This is a genomic window from Streptomyces sp. NPDC028907 (assembly GCF_055564995.1).
This window is the reverse complement of the sequence record NZ_JBVHVE010000001.1, coordinates 46,494-71,513: the sequence shown is the minus strand read 5'-3', so window position 1 is coordinate 71,513 and position 25,020 is coordinate 46,494. Positions and strand designations below refer to the sequence as shown.

At 72.4% G+C, this 25,020-nt stretch carries 26 protein-coding genes, 1 pseudogene and 1 riboswitch; of the genes and pseudogenes, 12 read left to right on the top strand and 15 right to left on the bottom strand.

Annotation, left to right across the window (positions count from 1 at the left end; translation table 11 throughout):
• Positions 1 to 21 precede the first annotated feature (21 nt).
• From ACZ4UU_RS00365 to ACZ4UU_RS00325, 9 genes and pseudogenes are all read right to left on the bottom strand, one after another.
• Positions 22 to 450, bottom strand: a pseudogene (locus ACZ4UU_RS00365) (cobalamin biosynthesis protein); the annotation flags it as partial.
• The gene (locus tag ACZ4UU_RS00360; RefSeq protein WP_468035528.1) at positions 420 to 1,925 is read right to left on the bottom strand and encodes a cobyrinate a,c-diamide synthase; all 1,506 of its coding nucleotides are present in this window, start codon (positions 1,923 to 1,925) and stop codon (positions 420 to 422) included. The pseudogene ACZ4UU_RS00365 and the gene ACZ4UU_RS00360, both read right to left, overlap by 31 nt.
• Positions 1,925 to 2,524, bottom strand: coding sequence for a cob(I)yrinic acid a,c-diamide adenosyltransferase (cobO, locus tag ACZ4UU_RS00355; protein WP_468035526.1), 600 nt, complete (start codon positions 2,522 to 2,524; stop codon positions 1,925 to 1,927). The genes ACZ4UU_RS00360 and cobO overlap by 1 nt, the downstream gene beginning before the upstream one ends.
• On the bottom strand, positions 2,524 to 4,590 hold the full coding sequence (locus tag ACZ4UU_RS00350) for a putative cobaltochelatase (protein WP_468035524.1): 2,067 nt from the start codon (positions 4,588 to 4,590) through the stop codon (positions 2,524 to 2,526). Before ACZ4UU_RS00350 ends, cobO begins: the two co-directional genes overlap by 1 nt.
• Positions 4,587 to 6,098 carry a cobyric acid synthase gene (locus ACZ4UU_RS00345; RefSeq protein ID WP_468035522.1) on the bottom strand — a complete coding sequence of 504 codons (1,512 nt, stop codon included), beginning with the start codon at positions 6,096 to 6,098 and terminating at the stop codon, positions 4,587 to 4,589. Before ACZ4UU_RS00345 ends, ACZ4UU_RS00350 begins: the two co-directional genes overlap by 4 nt.
• Entirely contained in the window at positions 6,095 to 7,036 is a 942-nt protein-coding gene (locus ACZ4UU_RS00340; protein ID WP_468035520.1) for a cobalamin biosynthesis protein, read from the bottom strand. The genes ACZ4UU_RS00345 and ACZ4UU_RS00340 overlap by 4 nt, the downstream gene beginning before the upstream one ends.
• A 102-nt stretch (positions 7,037 to 7,138) precedes the next feature.
• Positions 7,139 to 7,278, bottom strand: a riboswitch (cobalamin riboswitch).
• A 126-nt stretch (positions 7,279 to 7,404) separates the two neighbouring features.
• On the bottom strand, positions 7,405 to 7,626 hold the full coding sequence (locus tag ACZ4UU_RS00335; RefSeq protein ID WP_030051597.1) for a hypothetical protein: 222 nt from the start codon (positions 7,624 to 7,626) through the stop codon (positions 7,405 to 7,407).
• A gap of 42 nt (positions 7,627 to 7,668) precedes the next feature.
• Positions 7,669 to 8,925 carry an inorganic phosphate transporter gene (locus ACZ4UU_RS00330; protein WP_468035518.1) on the bottom strand — a complete coding sequence of 419 codons (1,257 nt, stop codon included), beginning with the start codon at positions 8,923 to 8,925 and terminating at the stop codon, positions 7,669 to 7,671.
• A gap of 176 nt (positions 8,926 to 9,101) precedes the next feature.
• Positions 9,102 to 9,851: a lysozyme gene (locus tag ACZ4UU_RS00325; protein ID WP_468035516.1), complete on the bottom strand. Its 750-nt coding sequence runs from the start codon at positions 9,849 to 9,851 to the stop codon at positions 9,102 to 9,104.
• 207 nt (positions 9,852 to 10,058) lie between these two features.
• On the opposite strand from ACZ4UU_RS00325, the gene ACZ4UU_RS00320 reads away from it, so the two are divergent.
• The 3 genes from ACZ4UU_RS00320 to ACZ4UU_RS00310 all read left to right on the top strand — a co-directional run bounded on the left by ACZ4UU_RS00320 (position 10,059) and on the right by ACZ4UU_RS00310 (position 13,821).
• A complete protein-coding gene (locus ACZ4UU_RS00320; protein ID WP_468035514.1) occupies positions 10,059 to 10,790 on the top strand; it encodes a class II aldolase/adducin family protein in 732 nt (243 codons plus the stop codon).
• A 297-nt stretch (positions 10,791 to 11,087) separates the two neighbouring features.
• Entirely contained in the window at positions 11,088 to 12,215 is a 1,128-nt protein-coding gene (locus ACZ4UU_RS00315) for an alpha/beta hydrolase (RefSeq protein WP_468035512.1), read from the top strand.
• Positions 12,216 to 12,408: 193 nt separating this feature from the next.
• Positions 12,409 to 13,821 (top strand): hypothetical protein, encoded by a 1,413-nt coding sequence (locus ACZ4UU_RS00310; protein WP_468035510.1) that lies wholly within the window; start codon positions 12,409 to 12,411, stop codon positions 13,819 to 13,821.
• A gap of 33 nt (positions 13,822 to 13,854) precedes the next feature.
• Here the strand turns inward: ACZ4UU_RS00310 and ACZ4UU_RS00305 are convergent, their stop codons facing one another.
• Positions 13,855 to 14,271: a VOC family protein gene (locus tag ACZ4UU_RS00305; protein ID WP_468035508.1), complete on the bottom strand. Its 417-nt coding sequence runs from the start codon at positions 14,269 to 14,271 to the stop codon at positions 13,855 to 13,857.
• A gap of 557 nt (positions 14,272 to 14,828) precedes the next feature.
• On the opposite strand from ACZ4UU_RS00305, the gene ACZ4UU_RS00300 reads away from it, so the two are divergent.
• The 4 genes from ACZ4UU_RS00300 (at position 14,829) to ACZ4UU_RS00285 (ending at position 18,261) form a co-directional block, all read left to right on the top strand.
• Positions 14,829 to 15,080, top strand: a complete 252-nt coding sequence (locus tag ACZ4UU_RS00300) for a hypothetical protein (protein ID WP_468035506.1) — start codon at positions 14,829 to 14,831, stop codon at positions 15,078 to 15,080.
• Between the two features lie 92 nt (positions 15,081 to 15,172).
• Positions 15,173 to 16,771 carry an ABC-F family ATP-binding cassette domain-containing protein gene (locus ACZ4UU_RS00295; protein WP_468035504.1) on the top strand — a complete coding sequence of 533 codons (1,599 nt, stop codon included), beginning with the start codon at positions 15,173 to 15,175 and terminating at the stop codon, positions 16,769 to 16,771.
• 335 nt (positions 16,772 to 17,106) lie between these two features.
• Positions 17,107 to 17,325 (top strand): helix-turn-helix domain-containing protein, encoded by a 219-nt coding sequence (locus ACZ4UU_RS00290; protein WP_019758351.1) that lies wholly within the window; start codon positions 17,107 to 17,109, stop codon positions 17,323 to 17,325.
• Positions 17,326 to 17,457: 132 nt separating this feature from the next.
• Positions 17,458 to 18,261, top strand: a complete 804-nt coding sequence (locus tag ACZ4UU_RS00285) for an enoyl-CoA hydratase/isomerase family protein (RefSeq protein WP_468035502.1) — start codon at positions 17,458 to 17,460, stop codon at positions 18,259 to 18,261.
• 11 nt (positions 18,262 to 18,272) lie between these two features.
• Here the strand turns inward: ACZ4UU_RS00285 and ACZ4UU_RS00280 are convergent, their stop codons facing one another.
• Entirely contained in the window at positions 18,273 to 18,995 is a 723-nt protein-coding gene (locus ACZ4UU_RS00280; protein ID WP_468035501.1) for a nucleopolyhedrovirus P10 family protein, read from the bottom strand.
• 87 nt (positions 18,996 to 19,082) lie between these two features.
• On the opposite strand from ACZ4UU_RS00280, the gene ACZ4UU_RS00275 reads away from it, so the two are divergent.
• From ACZ4UU_RS00275 to amaP, 5 genes are all read left to right on the top strand, one after another.
• On the top strand, positions 19,083 to 19,562 hold the full coding sequence (locus ACZ4UU_RS00275) for an Asp23/Gls24 family envelope stress response protein (protein ID WP_468035499.1): 480 nt from the start codon (positions 19,083 to 19,085) through the stop codon (positions 19,560 to 19,562).
• A gap of 66 nt (positions 19,563 to 19,628) precedes the next feature.
• The gene (locus ACZ4UU_RS00270) at positions 19,629 to 19,814 is read left to right on the top strand and encodes a hypothetical protein (protein ID WP_062719301.1); all 186 of its coding nucleotides are present in this window, start codon (positions 19,629 to 19,631) and stop codon (positions 19,812 to 19,814) included.
• Entirely contained in the window at positions 19,811 to 20,215 is a 405-nt protein-coding gene (locus tag ACZ4UU_RS00265) for an Asp23/Gls24 family envelope stress response protein (protein WP_468035497.1), read from the top strand. The genes ACZ4UU_RS00270 and ACZ4UU_RS00265 overlap by 4 nt, the downstream gene beginning before the upstream one ends.
• A complete protein-coding gene (locus ACZ4UU_RS00260; RefSeq protein ID WP_468035495.1) occupies positions 20,212 to 20,925 on the top strand; it encodes a DUF6286 domain-containing protein in 714 nt (237 codons plus the stop codon). The genes ACZ4UU_RS00265 and ACZ4UU_RS00260 overlap by 4 nt, the downstream gene beginning before the upstream one ends.
• A gap of 4 nt (positions 20,926 to 20,929) precedes the next feature.
• Complete coding sequence (gene amaP / locus ACZ4UU_RS00255; RefSeq protein ID WP_468035493.1) at positions 20,930 to 21,508, top strand: alkaline shock response membrane anchor protein AmaP; 579 nt, start codon at positions 20,930 to 20,932, stop codon at positions 21,506 to 21,508.
• 8 nt (positions 21,509 to 21,516) lie between these two features.
• On the opposite strand, the gene ACZ4UU_RS00250 is transcribed toward amaP, so the two are convergent.
• The 4 genes from ACZ4UU_RS00250 to ACZ4UU_RS00235 form a co-directional block, all read right to left on the bottom strand.
• A complete protein-coding gene (locus tag ACZ4UU_RS00250; protein ID WP_468035491.1) occupies positions 21,517 to 22,272 on the bottom strand; it encodes an SDR family oxidoreductase in 756 nt (251 codons plus the stop codon).
• Positions 22,273 to 22,277: 5 nt separating this feature from the next.
• Entirely contained in the window at positions 22,278 to 24,065 is a 1,788-nt protein-coding gene (locus tag ACZ4UU_RS00245) for a glycoside hydrolase family 15 protein (RefSeq protein WP_468035490.1), read from the bottom strand.
• Positions 24,066 to 24,129: 64 nt separating this feature from the next.
• Positions 24,130 to 24,438: a hypothetical protein gene (locus ACZ4UU_RS00240; RefSeq protein ID WP_468035488.1), complete on the bottom strand. Its 309-nt coding sequence runs from the start codon at positions 24,436 to 24,438 to the stop codon at positions 24,130 to 24,132.
• A complete protein-coding gene (locus ACZ4UU_RS00235) occupies positions 24,435 to 25,007 on the bottom strand; it encodes a sigma-70 family RNA polymerase sigma factor (RefSeq protein ID WP_468036383.1) in 573 nt (190 codons plus the stop codon). Before ACZ4UU_RS00235 ends, ACZ4UU_RS00240 begins: the two co-directional genes overlap by 4 nt.
• Positions 25,008 to 25,020: the final 13 nt, after the last annotated feature.

Sequence of the window (25,020 nt, the reverse complement as noted above, 5' to 3'; positions counted from 1 at the left end):
ATCATGGCGCCCGTCCGGCCCGGGACGCCGTACGACGGCACAGGTCGCCCTCGCCGGCCGTCCGTCGGCACGCCGCGACTTCCGCTTCGGTACGAGGAGTTCCCCGCCGCGCGCGAGGGCGGCGGCCTCGGCGACCGAGCGGGTGCCGGTCGCGGCGAGGGGCGCGTCGGAGGGGTGGGGGACGTCGACGGCGGCCAGCTCGTCGGCGGAGTAGGCGACCAGGGGAACGCCGAGACGCGCGGCGGCCCGGACGATGCCGGGTTCGTCGGCCTTGGCGTCGAGGGTGGCGAGTTCGGTGAGGGACGCGGGGGAGAGGCCGGCGTCGCCGAGAGCGCCCTCGATGAGTGCGAGGAGTTCACCGACGGGGACGCCCTTCGAGGCACCGACACCGACCACGAGGTCGCCGACCGCGCCCGTTCTCACCGGCCGCCCCCGTCCGCGGTACGGCACCTCTCCACGAACCGCCGGGCGACACCGGGCTCGGCCGCCCAGTGCGTGTGCAGATAGCTCGCGTGCACCCCGCCCCGCACGAACCCCTCGACCCGCTTGTGCGGCAGCCGCATCCCCCAGGCGGGCAGCTCCCCCGCCCCGGGCTCCACGACCGTCCGGTGAAACTCGTGCCCCCGCATCCGCGTCCCGGCCACCGTGAGCACACTGTCATTCACGGCCACCGCGTCCCGATAGCCGAGCGTCAGCCGCTCCGACATCCGGGCACCGGCGTCGAGCACACCACACATCGGTTGCCCGTCGAGCTCCCGGCACAGATACAACAGCCCCGCACACTCGGCAGCGACCGGAGCCCCGCTCAGCGCGAACTCCCCGATGGACTTGCGCAGCGGCTCATTGGCCGACAACTCGGCCGCATACACCTCCGGAAACCCGCCCCCGATCACCAACCCTCGTGTCCCGTCCGGCAGTTGCTCGTCCCGCAACGGATCGAAGGGAACGACGACGGCCCCAGCGGCGGTGAGCAACTCGGTGTGCTCGGCGTAGGAGAAGGTGAAGGCAGGCCCCCCGGCAACGGCTACCACTGGCTGGGTCTGGAGACGGGTCTCTGCGGTCCCGATCCGGTCTCTCAGCCCGTCCGGCGTTTGAGGACGAGGCCCTTCGGGCCGATGCGGGGGTCGGGGGGCGGCAGCCCCCAGGGACGGGACGGGTAGGGGCGGCGGGGGCGAGACAGCCAGGACCTCAGCCGCATCCCACCCCGCACACGACAATTCACCCGCCCTCCGCGCCAGCGACACCAGCGCCTCCAGATCACACCCGTCCCGCACCTGCGCGGCCATGGCGGCCATCGCATCCACCGCGGCAGCCCGCCGCTCGGCGACCGGCACCAACCCCAGATGCCGCGACGGCGTATCGACCTGAGCCGTCCGCCGCAACACCCCCAGCACCGGCACCCCGGCCGACTCCAACCCCTCCCGCAACAACTCCTCGTGCCGATCGGAGGCGACCTTGTTCAGAATCACGCCCCCGACCCGCACCTCCGGGTCCCAGGACACGAACCCGTGCACCAGCGCCGCCACCGACCGCGACTGCGACGACGCGTCGACGACCAGCACCACCGGCGCCCGCAGCAGCTTCGCCACATGCGCGGTGGACGCCAGCTCCCCCTGCCCGGCGGCCCCGTCGAACATCCCCATGACCCCCTCGACGACCGCGATGTCGCAGCCCCGCGCCCCGTGCAGGAACAACGGCCCGACCAGCTCGGGCCCGCACAGATACGCGTCGAGGTTCCGCCCCACCCGCCCGGTGGCGAGCGCGTGGTACCCGGGGTCGATGTAGTCCGGCCCCACCTTGTGCGGGGACACGGCGAGCCCCCGCGCGGCGAGCGCGGCCATCAACCCCGTGGCCACGGTGGTCTTGCCGCTGCCGGACGACGGCGCGGCGATGACGAGCCGTGGGACGGAGGCGGACGAGGACATCACCACTCGATACCCCGCTGCCCCTTCTGCCCGGCGTCCATGGGGTGCTTGACCTTGGACATGTCGGTCACGAGGTCGGCGAATTCAACGAGCTTCTCCGGCGCGTTCCGCCCGGTGATCACGACATGCTGGGTTCCCGGCCGGTCGCGCAGCACCTCGATCACCTCGTCGAGGTCGACCCAGCCCCAGTGCAGCGGATAGGCGAACTCGTCGAGGACGTAGAGCTTGTACGACTCGGCCGCCAGGTCCCGCTTGACCTGCTCCCAGCCCTCCCGGGCCTTCTCCTCGTTGTCCATCTGGTCGTCACGCTGCACCCACGACCAGCCCTCGCCCATCTTGTGCCAGTCGACGGTGCCGCCCTCGCCGCTCGCGCCCAGCACTCGCAGCGCGTTCTCCTCGCCGACCTTCCACTTCGCCGACTTGACGAACTGGAACACCCCGATCGGCCATCCCTGGTTCCAGGCGCGCAGCGCCATCCCGAAGGCGGCGGTGGACTTGCCCTTGCCGACCCCGGTGTGCACCATCACCAGCGGCCGGTTACGACGCTGACGAGTCGTCAGCCCATCGTCCGGCACCACACTCGGCTGTCCCTGCGGCATTACGCGGCCCTCCTCTTCGAACCACCCTGCGATCCACTCTGAACATCCCTGACGAGCCCGGCGATCGAGTCCGCCCGCAACTCCTCCAGCGTCACCGCCGTACCGCCCAGCTCACCCGCCAGCTGCCCGGCGAGCCCCAGCCGCACGTACCCTGCCTCGCAGTCGACGACCACGGACGCGATCTGCTCGGCGGCGAACAGCCGCGCGGCCCGCCCGGCCAGGGCGACCGGCTCCGGGCCACCGGTTGCACGCCCGTCGGTCACCACGACGACCAGCGCCCGCCGCGCCGGATCCCGCAGCCGCTCCACCCGAAGCACCTCGTGCGCCTTGAGCAGCCCGGCCGCGAGCGGCGTACGCCCCCCGGTCGGCAGCGACTCCAGCCGGGCCGCGGCCGCGTCCACCGACGACGTCGGCGGCAGGGCCACGTCGGCCGCCGTCCCCCGGAACGTCACCAGCCCCACCTTGTCCCGCCGCTGGTAGGCATCCAGCAGCAGCGAGAGCACGGCTCCCTTGACCGCGGACATCCGCTGCCGCGCCGCCATCGACCCCGAGGCGTCCACCACGAACAGCACGAGGTTGCCCTCGCGCCCCTCCCGGGTCGCCTGCCGCAGATCGTCACGCCGTACGACCAGTCCAGGCCCCGACCGTCCCCGCGTCCGCTGATGCGGCGCGGCCGCGTGCACGGTGGCCGCCAGGTGCAGCTTGGTCAGCACCCCCCGGGGACGTCGCGCCCCGGTCGTCCGCCCGTGCTCGGTCCGCGCCCGCGAACGCCGCCCCGCCGCGCCCTCGCCGAGACCGGGCACGCTGAGCACCTTGGTCCGGAAGGGCTCCGAGGCCCGCACGGGCTGCTGTTCCCCGGCACCGGGAGCCTGCGGCTGCCCGCCCTCCCCGGCCTCGGGCGGCGGCGCGCCCACGTCACCGCTCTGCGGCCCGTCAGGCCCGTCCGGCCCCTCCGGTCCGGAAGGCGGCTGCCCGCCGCCCCCGCCGGGCCCGTCCGGATCGGGATCCTCGTCGCCCTCGTTCTCGTTCTGGTGCTCGCCCCGGCTCTCGTCGTCGCCGGCGAACTCCTCCAGCGTCTCGTCGAGCTTGTCCTCGTCGAGTCCCGGAGCGTCGAAGGGGTTGCGCCGCCTGCGGTGCGGCAGCGCGAGCAGCGCCGCCTGCCGGACGTCCTCGGCGAGCACATCGGTCCGCCCGGCCCACGCGGCCAGCGCCGTCGCCGTACGCGCCATCACGATGTCGGCGCGCATACCGTCCACCTCGAACGCCGCGCAGGTCGCCGCGATCTGCCGCAGCGCCCCGTCACCGAGCCGCACCGACGGCAGCAACTCCCTTGCGGTCGCGATACGTTGACGTACCTCCGCCTCGTCGTCCGCCCAGCGCGCGGCGAAGCCCGCCGGGTCGTCGTCGTAGGCCAGGCGGCGCCGAACGACCTCCACCCGCTGGTCGGGCTCCCGCGAGGCGGCGACCTCGACGGTCAGCCCGAACCGGTCGAGCAACTGCGGCCGCAGCTCGCCCTCTTCGGGGTTCATGGTGCCGACGAGCAGGAACTTCGAGGCGTGCCGTACGGAGACACCCTCGCGCTCGACGTACGACGCGCCCATCGCGGCCGCGTCGAGGAGCAGGTCGACCAAGTGGTCGTGGAGGAGGTTGACCTCGTCGACGTACAGGATTCCGCGGTGCGCGTCCGCGAGCAGGCCGGGCTCGAAGGCCTTCACACCCTCCGCCAGTGCCCGCTCGATGTCCAGGGCGCCCACCAGCCGGTCCTCGGAGGCGCCGACGGGCAGTTCGACCATACGGGCGGGCCGCTCGACGCCCGCTCCCGGCTCGTGCGGCCCGTCCGGGCACCCGGGGTCGGGCCGTTGGGGGTCGCACGAGAAACGGCACCCGGCCACGACCGGGACCTCCGGCATCAGCGCCGAGAGCGCCCGTACGGCCGTCGACTTGGCGGTGCCCTTCTCGCCGCGCACCAGCACACCGCCGACCGCCGGTGACACGGCGTTCAGCAGCAGTGCCAGCCGCAGGTCGTCCTGGCCGACGACGGCCGTGAAGGGGAAGGGTGTGCTCATGCGGGCGCTCCCGGTGGAATGAAGGGCAGTCCTTGCGGCGCGCCCGACTCGATGAGCCGCCAGAGCGCGTCCGTGTCCGCGTGCTGTTCGATCAGGTCGCCGAGCCGGTCGAGCTGTTCCTCGCGCAGGGCGGCGAACGACGTGTCGGGCGCCGGAACGAAGCGTCGGCCCGCGGCGGCCGCCACCTCGCGCAGAAAGGCCCGCCGGAAACCGTCCGACTCCAGCGAGCCGTGCCAGTGCGTGCCCCAGGTCTGACCGACCCGGCATCCGTCGAGGAAGGAGTCGCCCCCGTCGACCTCGGCGACCCCGTGATGGATCTCGTACCCCTCGACCCGCTCCCCGAGGGCCAGGCCCTCCGGTCGGGTGAGGGTCTTCTCCCGGGCGAACCGCACCCGCACGGGCAGGACCCCGAGCCCGTCGACGTGCCCCGCGCGGCTCTCGACCTCGTCCTCGATGTGCTCGCCGAGTACCTGGAAGCCGCCGCAGATGCCGAGGATCGGCCGCCCCTCGGCGGCCCGTCGCACCAGGGCGTCCGCGAGCCCGCGCTCGCGCAGCCACTCCAGCGCGCGCACGGTTCCCCGGGTGCCGGGGAGCACCACCAGGTCCGCGTCGGCCAGTTCCTCGGGCCGGTCCACGAACCGCACGACGACACCCGGCTCGGCGGCGAGGGCGTCCACGTCGGTGAAGTTGGACATCAGCGGCACGGCGCAGACGGCGACCCGCAGTACGTCCTCGCCGACCGGCGGAGCGACGACGGACTCCCGGACCGTCCCGCGCAGGGAGACCCGCAGCCCGTCCTCCTCGTCGATGCCGAGGCCGTGCCGGAAGGGCAGGACGCCGTAGGTGTGCCGGCCGGTGAGGCCGTGCAGCATGTCGAGCCCGGGTTCGAGCAGCGAGACGTCGCCGCGGAACTTGTTGACCAGGAACCCGGCGACCAGCGACTGGTCCTCGGGGGAGAGCAGCGCCACGGTCCCGAAGAAGGAGGCGAAGACGCCCCCGCGGTCGATGTCGCCCACGACCAGCACGGGCAGCCGGGCGGTGCGGGCGATGCCCATGTTGACGATGTCGGTCCGCCGCAGATTGATCTCCGCCGGAGACCCGGCGCCCTCGCAGATCACCGCGTCGTACGTGTCCCGCAGTTCCGCGAGACAGTCGAGCACGGTCCCGAGCAGCGCCCGCTGCCGTCCGCCGTGGTACCCGCGTGCGCTCATCTCGCCCACCGGCTTGCCCAGCAGCACGACCTGGCTGCTCCGCTCGCCGCCGGGCTTGAGCAGCACGGGATTCATCCGCGCGGTCGGCTCCACGCGGCACGCCTGCGCCTGCATGGCCTGCGCCCGCCCGATCTCGGCGCCCTCGCGCGTCACGAACGAGTTGAGGGACATGTTCTGCGCCTTGAACGGCGCGACCTTGACCCCCTGCCGTACCAGCCACCGGCAGATTCCCGCCGTGACGACGCTCTTGCCGGCGTCCGAGGTGGTGCCGGCGACGAGAAGTCCCCCGCCCGTCATGACGTACGTCCCTTCGCGATACGGCGCGCGGCGGCACAGACGCCGAGCGCCAGCCAGCCGACGCGCTTCGACAGCCGTACGGCCCGCTCGATGTCCTGGACGGCGACGGCGCGCCCCGCCCCGTTGAGCACCGGCCGGTGCTCGACCCGCCCGCCGTACGACAGCGTCCCGCCGAGGCGCACCCCGAGCGCCCCCGCGAACGAGGCCTCGACGGGCCCGGCGTTGGGGCTCGGGTGCCGGCCGGCGTCGGCCCGCCAGGCCCGTACTGCACCCCGGGGGTCACCGCCCGCGACGGCGGCCAGTACGGCGGTCAACCGCGCCCCCGGCCATCCGGCCACGTCGTCGAGCCGCGCCGAAGCCCAGCCGTACCGCCGGTACTTGGGCGACCTGTGCCCCACCATGGCGTCGAGTGTGTTCACGGCCCGGAACCCGAGCAGCCCCGGCACCCCGCCGACGGCCCCCCACACCAGGGCCCCGACCACCGCGTCGGAGGTGTTCTCGGCGACGGACTCCACGACCGCCCGCGCGATCCCGTCCGCGTCCAGCGCCTGCGGATCCCGCCCGCACAGATGCGGCAGCCGCGCCCGCGCACCCTCGACGTCACCGGCCTCCAGGGCGCGCCCGATCGTCCGCGCCTCCCGGGCGAGCGAAGTCCCCCCGACCACCGCCCAGGTGGCGGCGCCGGTCAGCGCGACGGAGGCGGCGGAGGAGGTACGGACGACACGGGCGGCGACGGCGCCCAGCGCCACGGCGCCACCGGCGCACACAGCGGTGTGCACCGCACCCCGCGCGCGGTGGTCGCGCCACAACACTCTTTCCACGGCGCCGGCGGCACGCCCGAACGCGGCGACCGGATGCCCCCGGCGAGGGTCGCCGAGCAGCAGGTCACCGAGAAGTCCGGCGGCGGCGCCGTACGCGAAGACGCGATCGGCTCGCATCGGGGTCAGCCGACCGTGGGGTCAGACGACGGTCTGATACTGCGTGTCGATCGGCAGGCGAGCATCGCGTTCTGTCCTCACTCAGGGTGTCCACGCCCTGGTTCGACGAGACCGGCGGTGAGAGTTCCTGGCTCCCGGGGCTTTCTACCCCGGTGACAGTGGCGGGACCGCGCCGGATTCACACCGGCTTCCTCTCCTGCCGCCGTAGCTGGCCCCGGAAGTCCACCACGGGGTTGGAAGGGCCGTCAACTTGCCGTTGACCTGCGACGGGAGAGTGTGCGAAGGCCCACACAGGCGTGAGGTGCGGGACGGTGATCCGTCCCGCACCTCGGGTGATTCAGGTGGCGCGTGCGCCGTACGTCGGGCCGTCAGGCCACGATCAGATAGATGCCGTATCCCACGGCCGCCGCGCATGCCGCGAAGCACGCGTACGCGCCGGTGACCGCGAGCGCGGCCGAGTCGCCCTGGGCCACCGCTCGTTCGCGGCGGGACAGGCCCGAGATGCCGAGGGTGAACAGGCCCACGAGGGCCACGGTGACCACGAGGCTGACGCCGAAGACGGAGCCGAGAGCCGCCCAGTCGATCTTCATGCTTCTTCTTCCTTGAGTACCGGGAGGGGTAACCGGGTGGGGTCAGACCGTGGCCTGAGAGGGCGAGGGGGACGCGGACGGCGTCGCCGTCGGCTCGGAGGCCGGGGCCGGGATGGTGGCCGACAGGTCCTCGGTCGTCGTGCCCGCCGGGGGCGGGGTCACGGCGGCCATGGCCGTGGTCACCACGCCGGCCGGCTCCTCGGTCTCGTTGACGTTGGTGTGGTCGATGACCTCGCGGCGGGAGATCTTCCAGATCGCGGCGCTGGAGCCGACCAGGAAGACCGCGACGATGGCCGTGCCCCAGGCGCCGAAGCCCGTCACGTACTCGGCGAGCGCCCCGACCAGGGCGGCGGCCGGCAGGGTCAGACCCCAGGCGACGAACATCCGGGTGGCCGTCGACCAGCGGACCACGCCGCCCTTGCGGCCGAGGCCCGCGCCCATCACCGAGCCGGAGACGGAGTGCGTGGTGGAGAGGGAGAAGCCGAGGTGGGAGGAGGCCAGGATGACGGTGGCCGCGCTGGTCTGGGCGGCGAAGCCCTGCTGCGGCTGGAGGTCGGTCAGGCCCTTGCCCATGGTGCGGATGATGCGCCAGCCGCCGAGGTAGGTGCCGAGCGCGATGGCCAGACCCGCGGAGAGGATGACCCACATGGGCGGGTCGGAGTCGGGGGCCAGGGTGCCGCCGGCGACCAGAGCGAGGGTGATGATGCCCATCGTCTTCTGCGCGTCGTTGGTGCCGTGCGCGAGGGAGACCAGGCCGGCGGAGGCTATCTGGCCGGCGCGGTAGCCCTTCCTGCTGGCCTCGCCGTCGGCCTTCTTGCCGAGCGTGTAGGTCAGGCGCGTGGCGAGCAGCGCCGCGATGCCCGCGACCAGCGGGGCGGCGATGGCCGGGATCAGCACCTTGGTGACGAGCACGTCGCCGTGGACCGCGCCCATGCCGGCCGAGGCGATGGTGGCGCCGATCAGGCCGCCCATCAGGGCGTGCGAGGAGCTGGAGGGCAGGCCCACCAGCCAGGTGAGCAGATTCCAGAGGATCGCGCCGACCAACGCGGCGAAGATGACCTCGGGACGGATGCCGGTCTCGTCGACGAGACCCTTGGAGATCGTGTTGGCGACCTCCACGGAGAGGAAAGCGCCCACAAGGTTCAGCACGGCGGACATGGCCACCGCGACCTTGGGCTTGAGCGCGCCGGTCGAGATGGTGGTGGCCATCGCGTTGGCGGTGTCGTGGAAACCGTTCGTGAAATCGAACGCGAGTGCGGTTACCACCACAATCGCGAGGATCAGCGAGAAGTTTTCCATTTACCCAGGCAATCGTTCGAGGTCATTGGCTGGACGAACGTAAGTAACCTGAGTGAACGGAAGATGAACTGAGGCGGGCCGCACGGTGTCTGTAAGAGGGGGTTGTTCGTCCGGAAGGGGAGGCCTCCCCTCCGCCCCCCTCTTGAGGTCACCGCGCGACCCGGTCGCCCCAAGGGTCAGTAGCCCCGGGCGAACTTCCTGAGCTGGGCCATCGACCCGTTGAAGAGATTCTGGTCACCCGGCAGACTGCCGCTGCCGTTGTCGTACTGCCAGATGGTCCAGAACTGCCATCCGGCCGGCAGGTTCCCCGCCGTCGCGGAGTCGTAGCGGGCTATCCACAGTGCGTGGTTCGAGGCGAAGGCGCGGCTCGCGCCGGTGCAGGTGTTCCACCAGTGGGTGGTGGTGTAGATCACCGGACGGCGGCCGGTCAGTCGCTTCACCTCGTTGCTGAAGGACTGGATCCAGCCGACCATCTTCGCCTTGCTCAGCCCGTAGCACTTGTGCTTGCCGTACGGGTTGTACTCGATGTCGAGCGCGGGTGGCAGGGTCCAGCCGTCCGACCGCCAGCCGCCGCCGTTGCGCACGAAGTGCGCCGCCTGTGCCCTGCCCGACGACTTGTTCGGCAGCGCGAAGTGGTACGCGCCGCGGATCAGCCCCGCGTTGCGGGAGCCGTTGTACTGCTGGTTGAAGTACGGGTTGCGGTAGGTGTGGGACTCGGTCGCCTTGACGTAGACGAACCGGGCGCCCTTCCCCTTCGCGCTCTGCCAGTTGACGTCCTTCTGATGGGAAGAGACGTCATGACCCCTGGGCTTGCCGGCCGCCGCGGCCGGCATCTCGACCAGCGCGGTTCCGCCCAGGGTGAGCGCCGCCACGGAGGCCGCCACGAGGCGGGAGCGGTGACGGGACGGTTTGCGATCACGGGCCATATTTCCCCCCGGAATGGCTGCGTGCACGACAAATCCCCCAGAGATTACGGGAAGATCGTTGAATCCCGGTCGATCTCAGGCCAAGCGAGACGCGAGGGTGTTCTGTGCCGTTATGCACCCTTCCGGACGTCGACCTTCCGCCCTAAAGTGCCCCGTTCCGACGGCGACTTGAGGCCATGCCGCCGCCCCGCCTGGCAGGATCGCCGCATGGCTGAGGAACGGCGGGACCAGCGGGGCGCGCGGGATACGCGGGAGGGCGCACAGGAAGTGGGGGAGTCGTGGGGCAGAAGTGCCCGCCCCGAGGAGATGGAGGCCTGGGAGGCCCTCGTCGCGACGGCTCGCCGGACCGTGTCCGACGGACTGGTCGTCGGCACGTCCGGGAACGTCTCGGTGCGCGTCGGTGACACCGTGCTGGTCACGCCGTCGGGAGTGCCCTACGATCGGCTGACCCCGGACGAGGTGACCGGGGTCGACCTGGCCGGCCGACGGGTGCTCGGCACACTCGTACCGACCAGCGAGCTGCCCATGCACCTCGCCGTCTACCGCGCCACCGGCGCCGGGGCCGTCGTCCACACCCACGCGGTCCACGCGACAGCCGTCTCGACCCTCGTCCCCGAGCTCCCGCTGATCCACTACATGGCCGGCGCCCTCGGCGGACCCGTCCGGGTTGCCCCGTATGCGACGTACGGCACGGCGGAGTTGGCCGAGAACATGCTCCGGGCCCTCACCGACCGCACCGCCTGCCTCCTTCAGAACCACGGCACGATCGCCTACGGCACCACCCTCGACCAGGCCTACGACCGCACGGCCCAGCTGGAGTGGATGTCCCGCCTGTGGCTCACGGCGTCCTCGGTACCCGGCCTGTCCCCGGCCCTGCTGTCAGCGGGGCAGGTGGCGGAGGCGGGGGAGCGGTTGCGGGGGTACGGGCAACGGGGCTAGGTATTTCAGCTCGCCCGGAGTGCTTCCAGCCCGTCCGCCGTTCGAGGACGAGCCATTGCCATCCCGAGCCCCCACCCACCCGCAGGGCGCTACGCCGGGGCTGGATTTCCAGCCCGTCCGGCGTTTGAGGACGAGGCCCGCAGGGCCGATGGCGGGGGTCTGGGGGCGGCAGCCCCCAGGGACGGGACGGGTAGGGGCGGCGGGGGCGAGGAAAATGCCGGCGCCCCCACCACCCGCCCCTCACACCAAGTCGCCCTCCCGCTGGCCCCACCCCCCGTCCGCCCGGACACTGGACAGGTGCGCACAGTCAAAGCGACGGCCGCCGCCGTCACCGTGGCACTGGCCGCCGGCGCCGCGAGCGTCGCCGCCGGGCGGTTCGCCAGTGGTGCCGCGCTGACGGCCCCCGCCGGCCGCCCCCTGCCCACCGAACCCCGGCTCACCGTGCACGCCACGGCCGCCGGCCAGATCGCCCTCACCCGCGACCTCGCCTCCCTGCGACCGGGCACCTACGGCCTCTCCGGCGACGCCTCGCACGCGGTCGTCGGCCCCGTCCTCGTCACGGCGAAGCACTCGGCCGACACCGTCGTACGCCGTCTGGAGCGCGTCACCCACGGCACCCTCGAACCCGGCGACAGCGTCTGGCTCACCCCGAACGTCCACGTCGGCAACCCGAGCGCCGCCCTCGGCCTCGACCACGCCGACATCGACATCCCGGGCGAACTCGGCCCCCTGCCCGCCTGGTTCGTCCCCGGCGCCCGGGACACCTGGGTCATCGCGGTGCACGGCCTCGGCACCACCCGCGAACAGGCCATGAACCTCATGGAGTTCCTCAGCGGCCGCCACTTCCCGGTCCTCGCCCTCGCCTACCGCGGCGACCTCGGCGCACCCCGCCCACCGGACGGCCTGGGCCACCTCGGCGAGACCGAGTGGCGCGACCTGGACGCGGCGATGCGCTACGCCGTGCGGTACGGCGCCCGGCAACTCGTCCTGCTCGGCTGGTCCACCGGCGCCACGATGGCACTGCGCGCCGCCGCGCACTCGGGCCTGCGGGACCGGGTCTCGGGCCTCGTCCTGGACTCCCCGGTCCTCAGCTGGGAGACCACCCTGCGCGCCCTCGCCAGGGCCCGCCACACCCCGGGCCCGCTGCTGCCGCTCGCGGTCCGCGCCGCACAGGGCCGCACCGGACTGAGCGCCGACCACTTCACCGGCGACGGCGCCCCCGAGCCGCTCACCGTGCCGACCCTGATCTTCCACGGTCCCGAGGACCGGGTGGCCCCCTGGAGCCTCTCCCGCCGTCTCGCCGACGCCCACCCCAACCTGGTGGCCCTCCGCACGGTCGAGGGCGCCCCCCACGCCGCCATGTGGAACGCCGACCCGGAGTCCTACGAGGAGGCCCTGCGCCGCTTCATGACACCGCTGATGTGACGCCGCCGGACCCGCACCCGCCTGCTGTCGACAGCCTGCCGACAGCACCGGTCGCTCGGATTCCGTTTAACCCCGTACCACTGGCCTGTTCTGCGTCCCTCGCCGCTCGCCGGACCCCGTGCGTTGGCCATCCCCGTAGCCCCTCGTGACATTCCGTTTGGGTTTTCGGACCGTCAACCGGAAGACTGCACCCGTGACGTCCCGTATCCCGCGCGACTCCAGGCTTCGACTCGTCCGCCCGCGACCCCTGGCCGCCGCCCCCAGAGCTGTGAACCAGCGGCGCCCGCGCCGCCCCGCACCCCGCCCTCCGGAGGGCACACCGGCCCGCTCCGAGCTGGCCAGAATGGCACGCTCGGGTCTGGCCGCGGCGGCCCGGGTCGCCCACTGGGCGGACGCCGCGCTGCGCCCCGGCCGGGACGGCGCGAGCCCCGACGGCAAGGGCACCCTCTCCGACGCGACCGCCGAACGCGCGGCCCAGGACCTCGGCCTGACCGTGGCTCAGGTCCGCGCCGACTGGGACACCGCCCGGCTCGCCGGCCTCGTCGAGGTGCACGGCGACAGCGCCCGCCCCGGCTGGCGGCTGCGCGCCTGGGACCGCGACGACAGCGCCGTGCTGCGCGGCTGGGTCGCCCTCTTCGACGCCTGGTCGCTCGCCCACCCGGAACCGGAGCAGCACGCCCACGGCGCCGTGTCCGACGTCGTCTCGGCCCTGCCCCAGGTGCTCTCCTTCCTCCAGCTGTCCGCCGGGCCCGTCCCCGTGGAGCAGCTCCTGGACCTGCTGGAACAGCGCGTCACCGAACTGCGCACCGAACGCTGCGAGATCCCCTACGGACCGCAGCCCGAGCCCCTCCCCGACGCGCCGCCCACCGAGGACCCCGAGGACGCGCCCCTCGCCCCCCTCCTCGACTGGGCCCTGCACGCGCTCGCCTCCGTCGGAGCCCTCACCTACGGCGACGGACAGGCCACCCTCACCCCGCTCGGCAACTGGGCGGTCTGGGTCAAGCTGGAGCAGATCTGCGTCGCCGCGCAGAGCCCCGCCGGGAACATCGAGCAGGCGGCCGAGGACATGCTCCGCGGCTGTGCCCAGCTCCGCCCGAACGCCGCCCGCGACGAGTACCGCGCCTGGCTCGCCGCCCGCCCCGTCGGCAGCGCCGTCACCGAACTCCTCGGCGCCGCCCGCGGTGACGACGCCCTCCTGCGCGGCCTCGCGTTCGAGGCGCTGCGCGTCGTCGGCGCCCCGGCCGAGCCCGACGTACGGGCCGTCGTGGACGAGCCGACCCTGCGGCCGTACGCCCTGCTGTGGCTCGCCGAGCACGACGGCATCGACCCCGAGGACGCCCACGAGGTGCTGACCCGCGACGAGGCCACCTGGCTGTGGGTCGACACCGCCGCCGCCGTCGCCGACCACGGCGAGGCCCCGATGCTCGTACGGCACCTGGAGTCCGCGGTGCAGCCGACGGTGCCGATGCTCCTGGACGAGGTGCGTGCCGTCGGGCATCCCCGCACCGTGCAGGTGCTGGTCGCGCTCGCCGCCGCGCACCCCGACCCCGCCCTCGCCAAGGCCGTACGCCGCGCCGCCTTCCAGGTGCACACCGGAGGGAGCTGAGCGGGCCGGAGCCGGACCCCGGCGCTCAGCCCGCTATCTCGGGTCCAGGTCGGGGGTGTACGTGCCGAAGCTCCACACGTTGCCCTCGCGGTCCCGGGCCATGTAGTCCCGCGAGCCGTAGTCCTGGTCCGTCGGGGGCATCAGGATCTCCGCGCCCTGCTCCACGGCCCGCCGGTGGTGTGCGTCGACGTCCTCCACGACGACGTACACCCCGGTCGTCCCCGCGTCCTTCATCACCTTGTCGAAGGTGCTGCCGGTGCCCTTGGAACCGAGCATCACCACGCCGTTCCCCTGCGCCAGCTCGGCATGGCCCACTGAGCCGTCCTCGCCCTCGTACACCGCCAGCGCCGTGAACCCGAAGGCCTCCGTGAGCTGCTTGATCGCCGCCTTCGCGTCCGCGTAGAGCACCGTGGGATAGACGCTCGGACGCCCACCGCTCGTACCTGCCATGCCGATCACTCCCTTGTGACCCATGTGCTCCCTCGCCGCCACCGGCCGGGATTCCCACCCGATCCCCAGTCTCGCAGCGACCACTGACAACGGCCGGTCGAGCCGGGCCCCGGCAGCGGCCGAACGAGGGACGGACCCATACCCCGCCGATGTGTCGTCACCGGATGCCCCGCCGGCCGCCTCGGGCCTGGCTACGCGCTGCGCCGGATCCGCGGGCAGTGGATCGCCTGGGTGAGGCCGTAAGGTCCCGAGACGGGTTCCGAGGGGGGCAAGGCGGCGATCCGCTTCCGACTGCCGGCGCCCCTGTACGCCCTCCTCGACGTGATCCCGCTCCTGGCCCTCGCCCCCACGCCCGCCCCACCCCCCCTGAGGCGACCAGCTCACGGTCCCTCACACGGCCCTGCACGCGTGCCGCACGCGGCCCCACGGCTCCGCACCGACGGCGACGCCCTCCGGGCCCACGACCCGCACCGGCGCCTCCTCGGCCGCGGCAGGCCGGCCGTCGTCACCCCGCGGCTTTGCGCCGCCCACCGCATAGCCGACGGTGACCTGCGCACGTGCTGCCCGCGAGCGACGGCTGCGGCTTCCAGCCCCGACGTGCCGTACATCACACCAAGTCGCTCATCGTCGCCCGGCCCTGCCCCAGCGCGGCCTGGACCGCGCAGCTCGTCGCCCTGGACGACCTGGGGCGGATCGCCCCGCGCCGCGGACCGCTCGGCAGCGAGGTGCCCGACGAGGACGACCCGGGAGACGGAAGACCCCGTCTCGAACACCCGGACCCAGAAAAAGTGCTTGCACAGCCCCGTTAGACTGGCCGTATGGCCATTCTCCTCGCGCATTAGACGGCGGGAACGTCCTCAGCCGCCCATCCCGCCACCTACCCCCGCCCTGGAGTCTGTCCGTGATCTCCGCCTCCGGTATCGAGCTGCGCGCCGGTGCGCGCGTCCTCATCGAGTCCGCGACCTTCCGCGTCGCCAAGGGTGACCGCATCGGCCTCGTCGGCCGCAACGGCGCCGGCAAGACGACCCTCACCAAGTGCCTCGCCGGCGAGGGCATCCCCGCCGGCGGCACCATCACCCGCTCCGGCGAGGTCGGCTACCTCCCGCAGGACCCCCGCACCGGCGACCTCGACGTCCTCGCCCGTGACCGCGTCCTGTCCGCGCGCGGCCTGGACGTACTGATCCGCAAGATGCGCGAGAACGAACAGCGCATCGCGGTCGGCCAGGGCGCGACCCGCGAGAAGGCGCTGAAGCAGTACGAGCGCCAGGAGACGGAGTTCCTCACCAAGGGCGGGTACGCCGCCGAGGCCGAGGCCGCCACCATCGCCGCCGCGCTCAACCTGCCCGATCGGGTGCTCGGCCAGCCCCTGCACACGCTCTCCGGTGGTCAGCGCCGCCGTATCGAGCTCGCCCGCATCCTGTTCTCGGACGCCGACACGCTGCTGCTCGACGAGCCGACCAACCACCTCGACGCGGACTCGATCGTCTGGCTGCGCGACTACCTCAAGACCTACCGCGGCGGCTTCATCGTGATCTCCCACGACGTCGACCTGGTCGAGACGGTCGTCAACAAGGTGTTCTACCTGGACGCCAACCGCGCCCAGATCGATGTCTACAACATGGGCTGGAAGCTCTACCAGCAGCAGCGCGAGGCCGACGAGAAGCGCCGCAAGCGCGAGCGGCAGAACGCCGAGAAGAAGGCCGCCGCTCTGCACTCGCAGGCCGACAAGATGCGCGCCAAGGCCACCAAGACGGTCGCCGCGCAGAACATGGCCAAGCGCGCCGACCGGCTGCTCGCCGGACTCGAGGCGGTCCGGGTCTCCGACAAGGTCGCCAAGCTCCGCTTCCCGGAGCCCGCGCCCTGTGGCAAGACCCCGCTGACAGCCGAGGGCCTGTCGAAGTCCTACGGCTCCCTGGAGATCTTCACCGACGTCGACCTGGCGATCGACAAGGGCTCCCGGGTCGTCATCCTCGGCCTCAACGGCGCGGGCAAGACCACTCTGTTGCGGCTCCTGGCCGGCGCCGAACAGCCCGACACGGGCGCCGTCGTCCCCGGCCACGGCCTCAAGATCGGGTACTACGCCCAGGAGCACGAGACCCTGGACCCCGACCGCACGGTCCTGGAGAACATGCGCTCGTCCGCCCCGGACATGGACCTCGTCGAGGTCCGCAAGGTGCTCGGCTCGTTCCTGTTCTCCGGCGACGACGTCGACAAGCCCGCCGGTGTCCTCTCCGGCGGCGAGAAGACCCGCCTGGCCCTCGCCACCCTGGTGGTGTCCTCGGCGAACGTCCTGCTCCTCGACGAGCCGACGAACAACCTCGATCCGGCCAGCCGCGAGGAGATCCTCGGCGCGCTGCGCACCTACAAGGGCGCCGTCGTGCTCGTCACCCACGACGAGGGCGCCGTCGAGGCGCTCCAGCCGGAGCGGATCATTCTGCTGCCGGACGGCGTCGAGGACCTGTGGGGCGCGGATTACGCGGATCTCGTCGCCCTCGCTTGATCGAATGCGTGATCACCGGGCTATGGATCATTCGGCCCATCCGTGATCCATCATCTGTGTGAGATCTCCTCGTACCGAGGTGTGTGCTACATCGAATTCGCGGCCGAGTCCTTTATCGACAAGGGCTCGGCCGTCGTGCTGCTCTGACCTGGGGCTTCTCAAAAGAACCCGTTCGGCCGTACGGACAACTCCCGACGGAACCCCGTATTCCGCTTGTGGGGATGTGCTCCTGTCGTCAAAACCTTGTCTCACGGACCTTGCCGAATGGGTGGCCATGAAGGCCCGGAGGGGTGATCATGAGGAGACCAGAGCGCACTTCCCATGAGGAGGCACGGGTGGCCGAGACTCTGAAGAAGGGCAGCCGGGTAACCGGCGCCGCGCGCGACAAGCTCGCGGCAGACCTGAAGAAGAAGTACGACTCCGGTGCGAGCATTCGGGCGCTGGCCGAGGAAACCGGCCGCTCGTATGGCTTCGTTCACCGGATGCTCAGCGAGTCCGGCGTCACGCTTCGTGGGCGTGGCGGCGCGACACGAGGCAAGAAGGCCGCAGGCTGATCGCGGGCGGCCCATCGGCTTCGATGGTGGCCACCCGGTCGGTCGGCTGATCGACCGGGTGGTTACTGTGCAGTCACTTAGGGGGTGCCCTTCCGGGCATCCCATGATGACCGCACTCATCGGAGGCGCCCCATGGCTTCGCCCGACCAGGAACACGCACCCCTGCTCGACAAGAACGGCGTACGGCTCGTCGTCGACGGCGCTATCGCCACGGTGACGCTGACCAACCCGGCCAAGCGCAACGCACAGAGCCCCGCCATGTGGCGGACGCTCGCCGAGGCCGGGCGCGCCGTTCCGGGCAGCGTGCGGGTCGTCGTGCTGCGCGGTGAGGGCAAGTCCTTCTCCGCCGGCCTCGACCGGCGGATGTTCACGCCTGACGGGATCGAGGGCGAGCCCTCGTTCATCGAACTGGCGCGCAGCAGCGACGGTGAACTCGACGCTGTCATCGCCGAGTTCCAGGAGGGCTTCACCTGGTGGCGGCGCAACGACGTCGTGTCCATCGCCGCCGTACAGGGGCATGCCATCGGTGCGGGCTTCCAGCTCGCGCTCGCCTGTGACGTGCGCGTCGTCGCGGACGACGTGCAGTTCGCCATGCGCGAGACCAGCCTCGGGCTGGTGCCGGACCTGACGGGTACCCACCCGCTGGTCGGGCTGGTCGGATACGGCCGCGCGCTGGAGATCTGCGTCACGGGCCGCTTCGTCACGGCCGAGGAGGCCGTCAGCAGCGGGCTGGCCAACCTCGCGGTGCCCGTCGACCAACTCGACGACGCCGTACGGGATCTGGCGGGCGCGATCGTGGCCGCGCCGCGGGACGCGGTGATCGAGACCAAGGCGCTGCTGCGCGGTGCCGTGGACCGCACCTACGACGAGCAGCGCGGCGCCGAGCGGGCCGCGCAGGCGCGCCGGCTGCGGGACCTGGCAGGCCTCGGCGAATAACGCCGCGCCGATCAACCGACGGCCGTGACCAGTACGGCCACCGTCGGGTGATCCACCAGCGCCTCGTGCACCCTCGCACGGACCTCCCGGGCCACCTCAACGGCCCGGTGGTCCGCGCTCACCGCGAGCTCCACCCGCACATGCCGACGCGGCAGGGCCGTCCCGTCGCGCCGTTCCTCGATGTGCACCGCACGGCTCGACCCGCCCAGCACGCCCGTCAGCCGGGTCACCCCGGGCACCGCCAGGGTGACGGCGGCGACGCGCTCCTCGTCGGGGTTCCCGGGCTCGGCGGCCCGCGTCGGCTCCGGCCGCCGTACGGGTGACGGTTCGGCGTCCTCGTCGAGGAGCTCCGTCACCCGCAGGTCCACCTCGCTCACCGTCAGGCCCAGGCGTTCCGTGGCCGTGGCGGCCAGCAGCTCCCGCAGCCGGTCCGCCGTCACCGGCAGCGCCTGGGCCGCCGTCGCCGCGAAGTCCGCCCTCACCCGCAGCGGGCCCGGTGACAGAGCGCTCGGCGGCGGCGGTACGGCGGCCTCGTACGTCTCCTCCGGGTCGGCGAGGGCGATCCGGAGCGCTTCCAGCCGTACCCCGCGCATGTCCTCGGCCGCGCGCCGCAGCGCCGCCTCGGCCGCCCTCTCGGAGATCCACGCGCCGTCGCGCGCGCCGCCCAGGGGCAGCAGTCTGCCGAGCCCGATCTGCTGCCGCACTGCCTGCGTCCACCGGTCCGCCGTCGTCATTCCTCCAGCCTGCCCCATCCCTGGGGCGCGATCGCGCAACCGTGCTTACGGTGGTCGAGGGACCGCAACCGAAAAGGACGAACGGCCATGACTGAGACGACGGACCAGAACCGGGGGACGGAGGCCGAGGCCGCCACCTCACGCAGGACCCAGGTCACCAAGCGCGGTGGGGGAGACCCCGGCGCCCGGGGCCGGACGACCATCGCGGACGGCGTCGTGGAGAAGATCGCCGGGATGGCCGCACGCGATGTGGACGGTGTGCACGCCATGGGCAGCGGGATCTCGCGGACCTTCGGGGCCGTGCGCGACCGGGTGCCGGGCGGGACGACGAAGTCGGTGACGCGCGGAGTGAAGGCCGAGGTCGGCGAGGTACAGGCCGCGCTCGACCTGGAGATCGTCGTCGAGTACGGCGTCTCCATCGCCGACGTCGCGCGTGACGTGCGCGAGAACGTGATCAACGCCGTGGAACGGATGACCGGGCTCGAAGTCGTCGAGGTCAACATCGCGGTGAGTGATGTGAAGCTGCCGGAAGAAGAGGAAGAGGAACCGGAGCGCCGGATCCAGTGATCCGTCGGCGGCCGGACGACGCAGTGGCCGCAAGTAGCCGGGGAGCGATGAGCTGAGGAGCGCATCATGAGCATGGCCGTGGTCGGCATGATCGCCGGCATGGCACTGGGATTCGCCGGGTACTTCGGTGGGTTCGGCGCCTTCCTGCTGGTGGCGGCCCTGGGTGCCGTCGGTTTCGTCACCGGGCGGTTCCTGGAGGGGGACTGGGAGCTCGGTGACTTCTTCCGGCAGCGTGACGAACGGCGGCGGTGACGTCGGTGAGCGGTGGGGCCACGGAACTCGGCAGCGCGCCGTACGCCGTCCCACCCGGTGAGCGAGGGGCGACCCGGATCGCCGACCGGGTCGTGGCGAAGATCGCCTCACAGGCCGCTCGCGAGGCGGTCGGCGGGCTGCCCGAGGGCGCCGCCCGGCCGTACGCCGACGTCGTCGTCCGGCCGCAGGCCGGGGACGGGACGCCCGTGGACGCCGCCCGGGTCCGCGTCCATGTCGAACTGGACTACCCCTGCGACATCGGCTCCCGGTGCGCGACCGTGCGTCGGCATGTCGTGGAGCGGGTAGGCGCGTTGGTGGGCATGGAGGTGCCGGAGGTCGCCGTGCACGTGGAGCGGCTGCACCCGGCGCGCGGGCAGGGCGCGGCAGGGAGGACGCGATGAGCGAGTCCCAGGGTTCCGAAGGCACCACACAACGACTGCCGGTCATCGAGAAGGAGACCGGTCCCGACCCCCTCGACCAGTCGGCGTCCGCAGATGGGGGCACCTCCCACGCCTTCAAGGCAGCGGGGGACTACGACCCCCCGCCCCCGGTCGACTACAAGCGCCGCGGCGACGGCCGTTTCTGGTCGGCACGGCGTGTCCCGGCCGCGATCACGGCGCTGGTGCTGGCGCTCGGGGCTGGCTTCTTCCTGTACGACATCGCGTCCGTGCGCGCCGACCGGCCGCCCATGTACTGGCGCCGGGAACTGGCCCACCAACTCGCCGACCGCCCGCTCGACGACATCTGGGTGCTCGTCGGCGCTGGCGTCGCCGCCGTCCTCGGCCTCTGGCTCCTCGTCCTGGCCGTGACCCCCGGCCTGCGCTCCGTCCTGCCGATGCGCCGCACCCACCCCGACGTACGCGCCGGCCTCCACCGCGACCTCGCCGCCCTGGTCCTGCGCGACCGGGCCGTGGAGGTCTCCGGCGTCCAGTCGGTACGGGTGCGGGTCCGCCGCCGGCGTGCCGACGTCCGCGCCGTCTCGCACTTCCGCGAACTGGACGAGGTACGCGCCGACCTGGACGCCACGCTCGCCGACGCGATCAGGGGCCTGGGGCTGTCCCGCCCGCCCTCGCTGTCGGTGCATGTGCGGCGGCTCGGACGGAAGGGGTGAGGCCGTGCTCAGGGTGGTCAACCGGGTGCTGATCGGGCTCGTCGGTCTCGTGCTGCTCGTGATCGGCGGTTCCGTGCTGGCCGTGGGGCTCGGTCTCGACCCCCCGTCCTGGTGGATCCACGACAGCCGGCACGACGTGCTGCTCAGCGATGCCGAGCGGACCCGCTGGCGGGACGACGGCTGGTGGTGGCCGACCGTGATCGCCGTGCTGGCCGTCCTGGTCCTGCTAGCCCTGTGGTGGCTGACCTCGGTCCTGCGCCGGCGCCGGCTCACCGAGGTCCTGGTCGACACCGGCGACGGCGAGGGCGCGCTGCTGCGGGGCCGGGCCCTGGAGGGCGTCCTGTCGAGCGAGGCGGCGGGCCTGGAGGGCGTCCAGCGGGCCCAGGTCCACCTGACCGGCAGCCGGGGCGCCCCCGAGGCCCGGGCGCGCCTCCTGCTGCAACCGCACGTGGACCCGGGGGCCGCCCTGAACGGCCTCACCGAACAGGCCCTGGCCCACGCGCGCAATTCAGCGGGCCTCGCGGCACTGCCGACGGACGTCCGGCTGCGGGGCGTCAAACACCGTGCGGAAAGGGTGACTTGACGGCGCCCTCAGAATCCGTGCCGCATTCCGCCGTCCACCGGCACCATGATTCCCGTCAAATAGGAAGCCGCCGGAGACAACAAGAACGCGGCCGTACGCCCGAACTCCTCCGGAGTGCCATATCGGCGCAACGGAATCCGCGCCTCGTTCGCGGCCCGCGTCGCCTCCGGATCGGCCGACATCCCGTCCAGCTCCCGTACCCGGTCCGTGTCGATACGTGCCGGAAGGAGGCCCACCACGCGAATGCCCCGCGGCCCCAACTCGTCCGCGAGGGACTTCGCGAAACCGGCCAGCCCGGGCCGTAGTCCATTGGAAATCGTCAGCCCCGGAATCGGCTCGTGCACCGAGCCCGACAGCACGAATCCGATGACCCCGCCGTCGTCGAGCTCGGCCGCCGCCGCCCGGGCCAGCCGGACCGCGCCCAGGAACACCGACTCGAACGCCGACTGCCATTGTTCGTCGGAGTTGTCGGCGACAAACCCGGCCGGCGGCCCGCCCACACTGATGAAGATGCCGTGGAAGCCGCCGAACCTTTCCCGCGCGGCGGCGATGAGCCGGGCGGGCGCCTCCGGGTCGGCGTTGTCGATGCCCGCCCCGAACGCGTTCGGCCCCAGCTCGGCGGCGGCGTCGACGGCACGCTTCTCGTCCCTGCCGGTCAGCACGACCTTCGCCCCGTCGGCCGCGAGCTCACGCGCCGCCGCGTTGCCCAGCCCACGGGTGGCCCCCGTGACGACGTACACCCGGTCCTTAAGTCCAAGATCCATGGTCCCTATCCTGCCCCGTCGTCCCCGAACAGGGCGAGGGCGGTGTTCACCAGGCCGATGTGACTGAAGGCCTGCGGGAAGTTGCCGAGCTGGCGGTCGGTCACCGGGTCGTACTCCTCGGACAGCAGGCCCACGTCGTTCGCCAGGCCCGCCAGCCGGTCGAACAGCTCCCGTGCCTCGCGCGTACGCCCCGTCATGTGCAGGGCCTCAGCGAGCCAGAACGAGCACGCCAGGAAGGTGCCCTCGTCGCCGGGCAGCCCGTCGACGGTCGTCCCGTCGGTGCTGTAGCGGCGCAGGAAGCCCTGGTGGCTGAGCTCGGCGCGGATCGCGTCGATGGTGCCGACGACACGCGGATCGTCCGGCGGAAGGAAGCCCACACGCGGGATGAGCAGCAGTGCCGCGTCGAGTTCACGGGAGCCGTAGGACTGTGTGAAGGTGTTCCGCTCGGCGTCGTAGCCCTTCTCGCACACCTCGCGATGCACCTCGTCGCGCATCGCCCGCCAGCCTTCGAGGTCGCCCTCGAGGTGCGGGTTCTGCTCCAGGGTGCGCACGGCGCGGTCGGCGGCCACCCACACCATCACCTTGGAGTGCACGAAGTGCCGGCGCCCGCCGCGCACCTCCCACAGCCCCTCGTCCGGCTGCCGCCACTCCGTCTCCAGCCACTCCATCAGGGAGGACTGGATCGCCCACATGTGCGGCTTGATGGGCAGGCCCGCCTGCCGTGCCAGTGCCAGCGTGTCCATGACCTCGCCGTACACGTCCAACTGGAGCTGTTTCACGGCCTCGTTGCCGATGCGTACGGGAGCGGAGCCGGCGAAGCCGGACAGCCACGGCACCTCGAACTCGGGCAGCCGCCGCTCGCCCGCAAGGCCGTACATGATCTGGAGGTCGGCCGGGTCACCGGCGACCGCGCGCAGCAGCCAGTCGCGCCAGGCCTCGGCCTCCTCCCGGTAGCCGGCCGACAGTCCCACGTTCAGCAGGAGGGTGGAGTCGCGCAGCCAGCAGTAGCGGTAGTCCCAGTTGCGCACCCCACCGAGCGCCTCGGGCAGCGAGGTGGTGGGGGCGGCGACGATGCCGCCGGTCGGCCGGTAGGTGAGGGCCTTGAGGGTGATCAGGGAACGGACCACGGCGTCCCGGTACGGGCCGTCGTAACGGCAGTGCTTCACCCAGTGCCGCCAGTCCCGGACGCTGCTGTGCAACGCCTTGTACGCGTCGACGAGCGGCGGGCGCGGCTCGTGCGAGGGATGCCAGGTGAGGACGAAGGCGACCTTCTCTCCCTTTTCGACCGTGAACTCCGAGTGCGTACCGAAGTTCTCGCCCCAGGTGCGCACCTCGGGTTCGCTGCGCAGCCAGACCGCGTCCGGTCCGGCCACGGCCACCCGCTGCCCGTCGGACTCGCGCACCCAGGGCACGAGCGAGCCGTAGTCGAAGCGGATCCGCAGGGTGCTGTGTACGGTGACCCGGCCGCTGAGGCCCTCGACGATGCGTACGAGGTCGGGGGCGCGGTCGCGTTGGGGCATCAGGTCGGTGACGCGGATCGCGCCCTCGTCGGTCTCCCACTCGGTGTCCAGCACCAGGGTGTCCCGGCGGTAGGCACGGCGGGTGCAGGGGCCCTGCGCGTCCTTGGGGGCGATGCGCCAGTGGCCGTTGTCCTCGTCGCCCAGGAGTCTGGCGAAGCAGGCTCCCGAGTCGAAGCGGGGCAGACACAGCCAGTCGACCGACCCGTCCCTGCCGATCAGGGCGGCCGTCTGCTCGTCGCCGATGAGGGCGTAGTCCTCGATGCGCGGGTGCACGCAATTGCGGGTTCCCCAAGGGCCGGTGGGCCAATCAGGGGCGGGGCCGGGGGAGTGACGTGTCCTACGGGGGCCCGGGGAGTGAGACGCCCGCCTGGGATCCCGTGCCGGAGAAGATCACGCCGTGCTCCGCCGGGGTCTGGTTGAGGACCCAGAGCCCGATCAGGGTGGCCAGGGCGAACACCACCGCGATCAGCACGGCGAGGACGAGCCGACGCCGGCGTTCCCGGCGCAGCCACTCGCCGCGCGCCGTGCGGTAGGCGTCGGGCGCCGCCCGCACCCCGTCGGCGAGCGCCGAGAGCGCCTCGCGCAGTTCCCGCTCAGTGCGGTCCGCACTGGTGCCGTGCGACTCGGTCGCGTCTCGATGCGTCATCGCCGGGCCTCCATCGCCTGGGTCAGGGCGGCGAGACCGCGCGCCGTATGGGTCTTGACGGATCCGCAGGAGATTCCCATCGCCGCGGCGATCTCGCTCTCCTTCAGTCCGAGCCAGTGCCGCAGTACCAGCGCCTCACGCTGCCGGGCCGGCAACTGTTGGAGCGCGTCGATCAGCACACGCTGGTCGTCCTGCAGGAGCGCGGTGCTCTCGGCGGACGCGACGAGTTCGTCGGCCGGCTTCTCGACGTGCTTGCGGGCCACTTGGAGATGCCGTATCCGCATCCGCGTCAGATTGCACACGGTGGAGCGCAGATACGCCTCCGCCGCCTCGATGTCCCTGAGGCGCCGCCACTTCCGGTAGATCTGGTAGTAGGCCTCCGCGACCACGTTCTCCGGGTCGTCGGCCCCGAGGAGGACGGCGAGGCGCAGCATCGAGGAGTAGTGCAGCTCGAACAGGCGGGCAAGACCGGCCTCGCGCTCCAGGTCGGCCGGATCGCTCGCCGCGGGGGCGAGGGGCGCGGCGGGTACCGCGTCCCCGCCGGGTGGCGGAGCCGCAGGCAGATGCAGTGCGTCTCGTTGG

Excerpts from the sequence above, each read along its gene's own strand:
- ACZ4UU_RS00270 (WP_062719301.1), top strand. The coding sequence starts at position 19,629 with ATGAGCATGGCCGTGGTCGGCATGATCGCCGGCATGGCACTGGGATTC.
- ACZ4UU_RS00330 (WP_468035518.1), bottom strand. The coding sequence starts at position 8,925 with ATGGAAAACTTCTCGCTGATCCTCGCGATTGTGGTGGTAACCGCACTC.
- ACZ4UU_RS00250 (WP_468035491.1), bottom strand. The coding sequence starts at position 22,272 with ATGGATCTTGGACTTAAGGACCGGGTGTACGTCGTCACGGGGGCCACC.
- ACZ4UU_RS00260 (WP_468035495.1), top strand. The coding sequence starts at position 20,212 with ATGAGCGAGTCCCAGGGTTCCGAAGGCACCACACAACGACTGCCGGTC.
- ACZ4UU_RS00240 (WP_468035488.1), bottom strand. The coding sequence starts at position 24,438 with ATGACGCATCGAGACGCGACCGAGTCGCACGGCACCAGTGCGGACCGC.
- ACZ4UU_RS00285 (WP_468035502.1), top strand. The coding sequence starts at position 17,458 with ATGGCTTCGCCCGACCAGGAACACGCACCCCTGCTCGACAAGAACGGC.
- ACZ4UU_RS00305 (WP_468035508.1), bottom strand. The coding sequence starts at position 14,271 with ATGGCAGGTACGAGCGGTGGGCGTCCGAGCGTCTATCCCACGGTGCTC.
- ACZ4UU_RS00320 (WP_468035514.1), top strand. The coding sequence starts at position 10,059 with ATGGCTGAGGAACGGCGGGACCAGCGGGGCGCGCGGGATACGCGGGAG.
- ACZ4UU_RS00340 (WP_468035520.1), bottom strand. The coding sequence starts at position 7,036 with ATGCGAGCCGATCGCGTCTTCGCGTACGGCGCCGCCGCCGGACTTCTC.
- ACZ4UU_RS00325 (WP_468035516.1), bottom strand. The coding sequence starts at position 9,851 with ATGGCCCGTGATCGCAAACCGTCCCGTCACCGCTCCCGCCTCGTGGCG.
- ACZ4UU_RS00275 (WP_468035499.1), top strand. The coding sequence starts at position 19,083 with ATGACTGAGACGACGGACCAGAACCGGGGGACGGAGGCCGAGGCCGCC.
- cobO (WP_468035526.1), bottom strand. The coding sequence starts at position 2,524 with ATGCCGCAGGGACAGCCGAGTGTGGTGCCGGACGATGGGCTGACGACT.
- ACZ4UU_RS00280 (WP_468035501.1), bottom strand. The coding sequence starts at position 18,995 with ATGACGACGGCGGACCGGTGGACGCAGGCAGTGCGGCAGCAGATCGGG.
- ACZ4UU_RS00345 (WP_468035522.1), bottom strand. The coding sequence starts at position 6,098 with ATGACGGGCGGGGGACTTCTCGTCGCCGGCACCACCTCGGACGCCGGC.
- ACZ4UU_RS00350 (WP_468035524.1), bottom strand. The coding sequence starts at position 4,590 with ATGAGCACACCCTTCCCCTTCACGGCCGTCGTCGGCCAGGACGACCTG.
- ACZ4UU_RS00335 (WP_030051597.1), bottom strand. The coding sequence starts at position 7,626 with ATGAAGATCGACTGGGCGGCTCTCGGCTCCGTCTTCGGCGTCAGCCTC.
- ACZ4UU_RS00360 (WP_468035528.1), bottom strand. The coding sequence starts at position 1,925 with ATGTCCTCGTCCGCCTCCGTCCCACGGCTCGTCATCGCCGCGCCGTCG.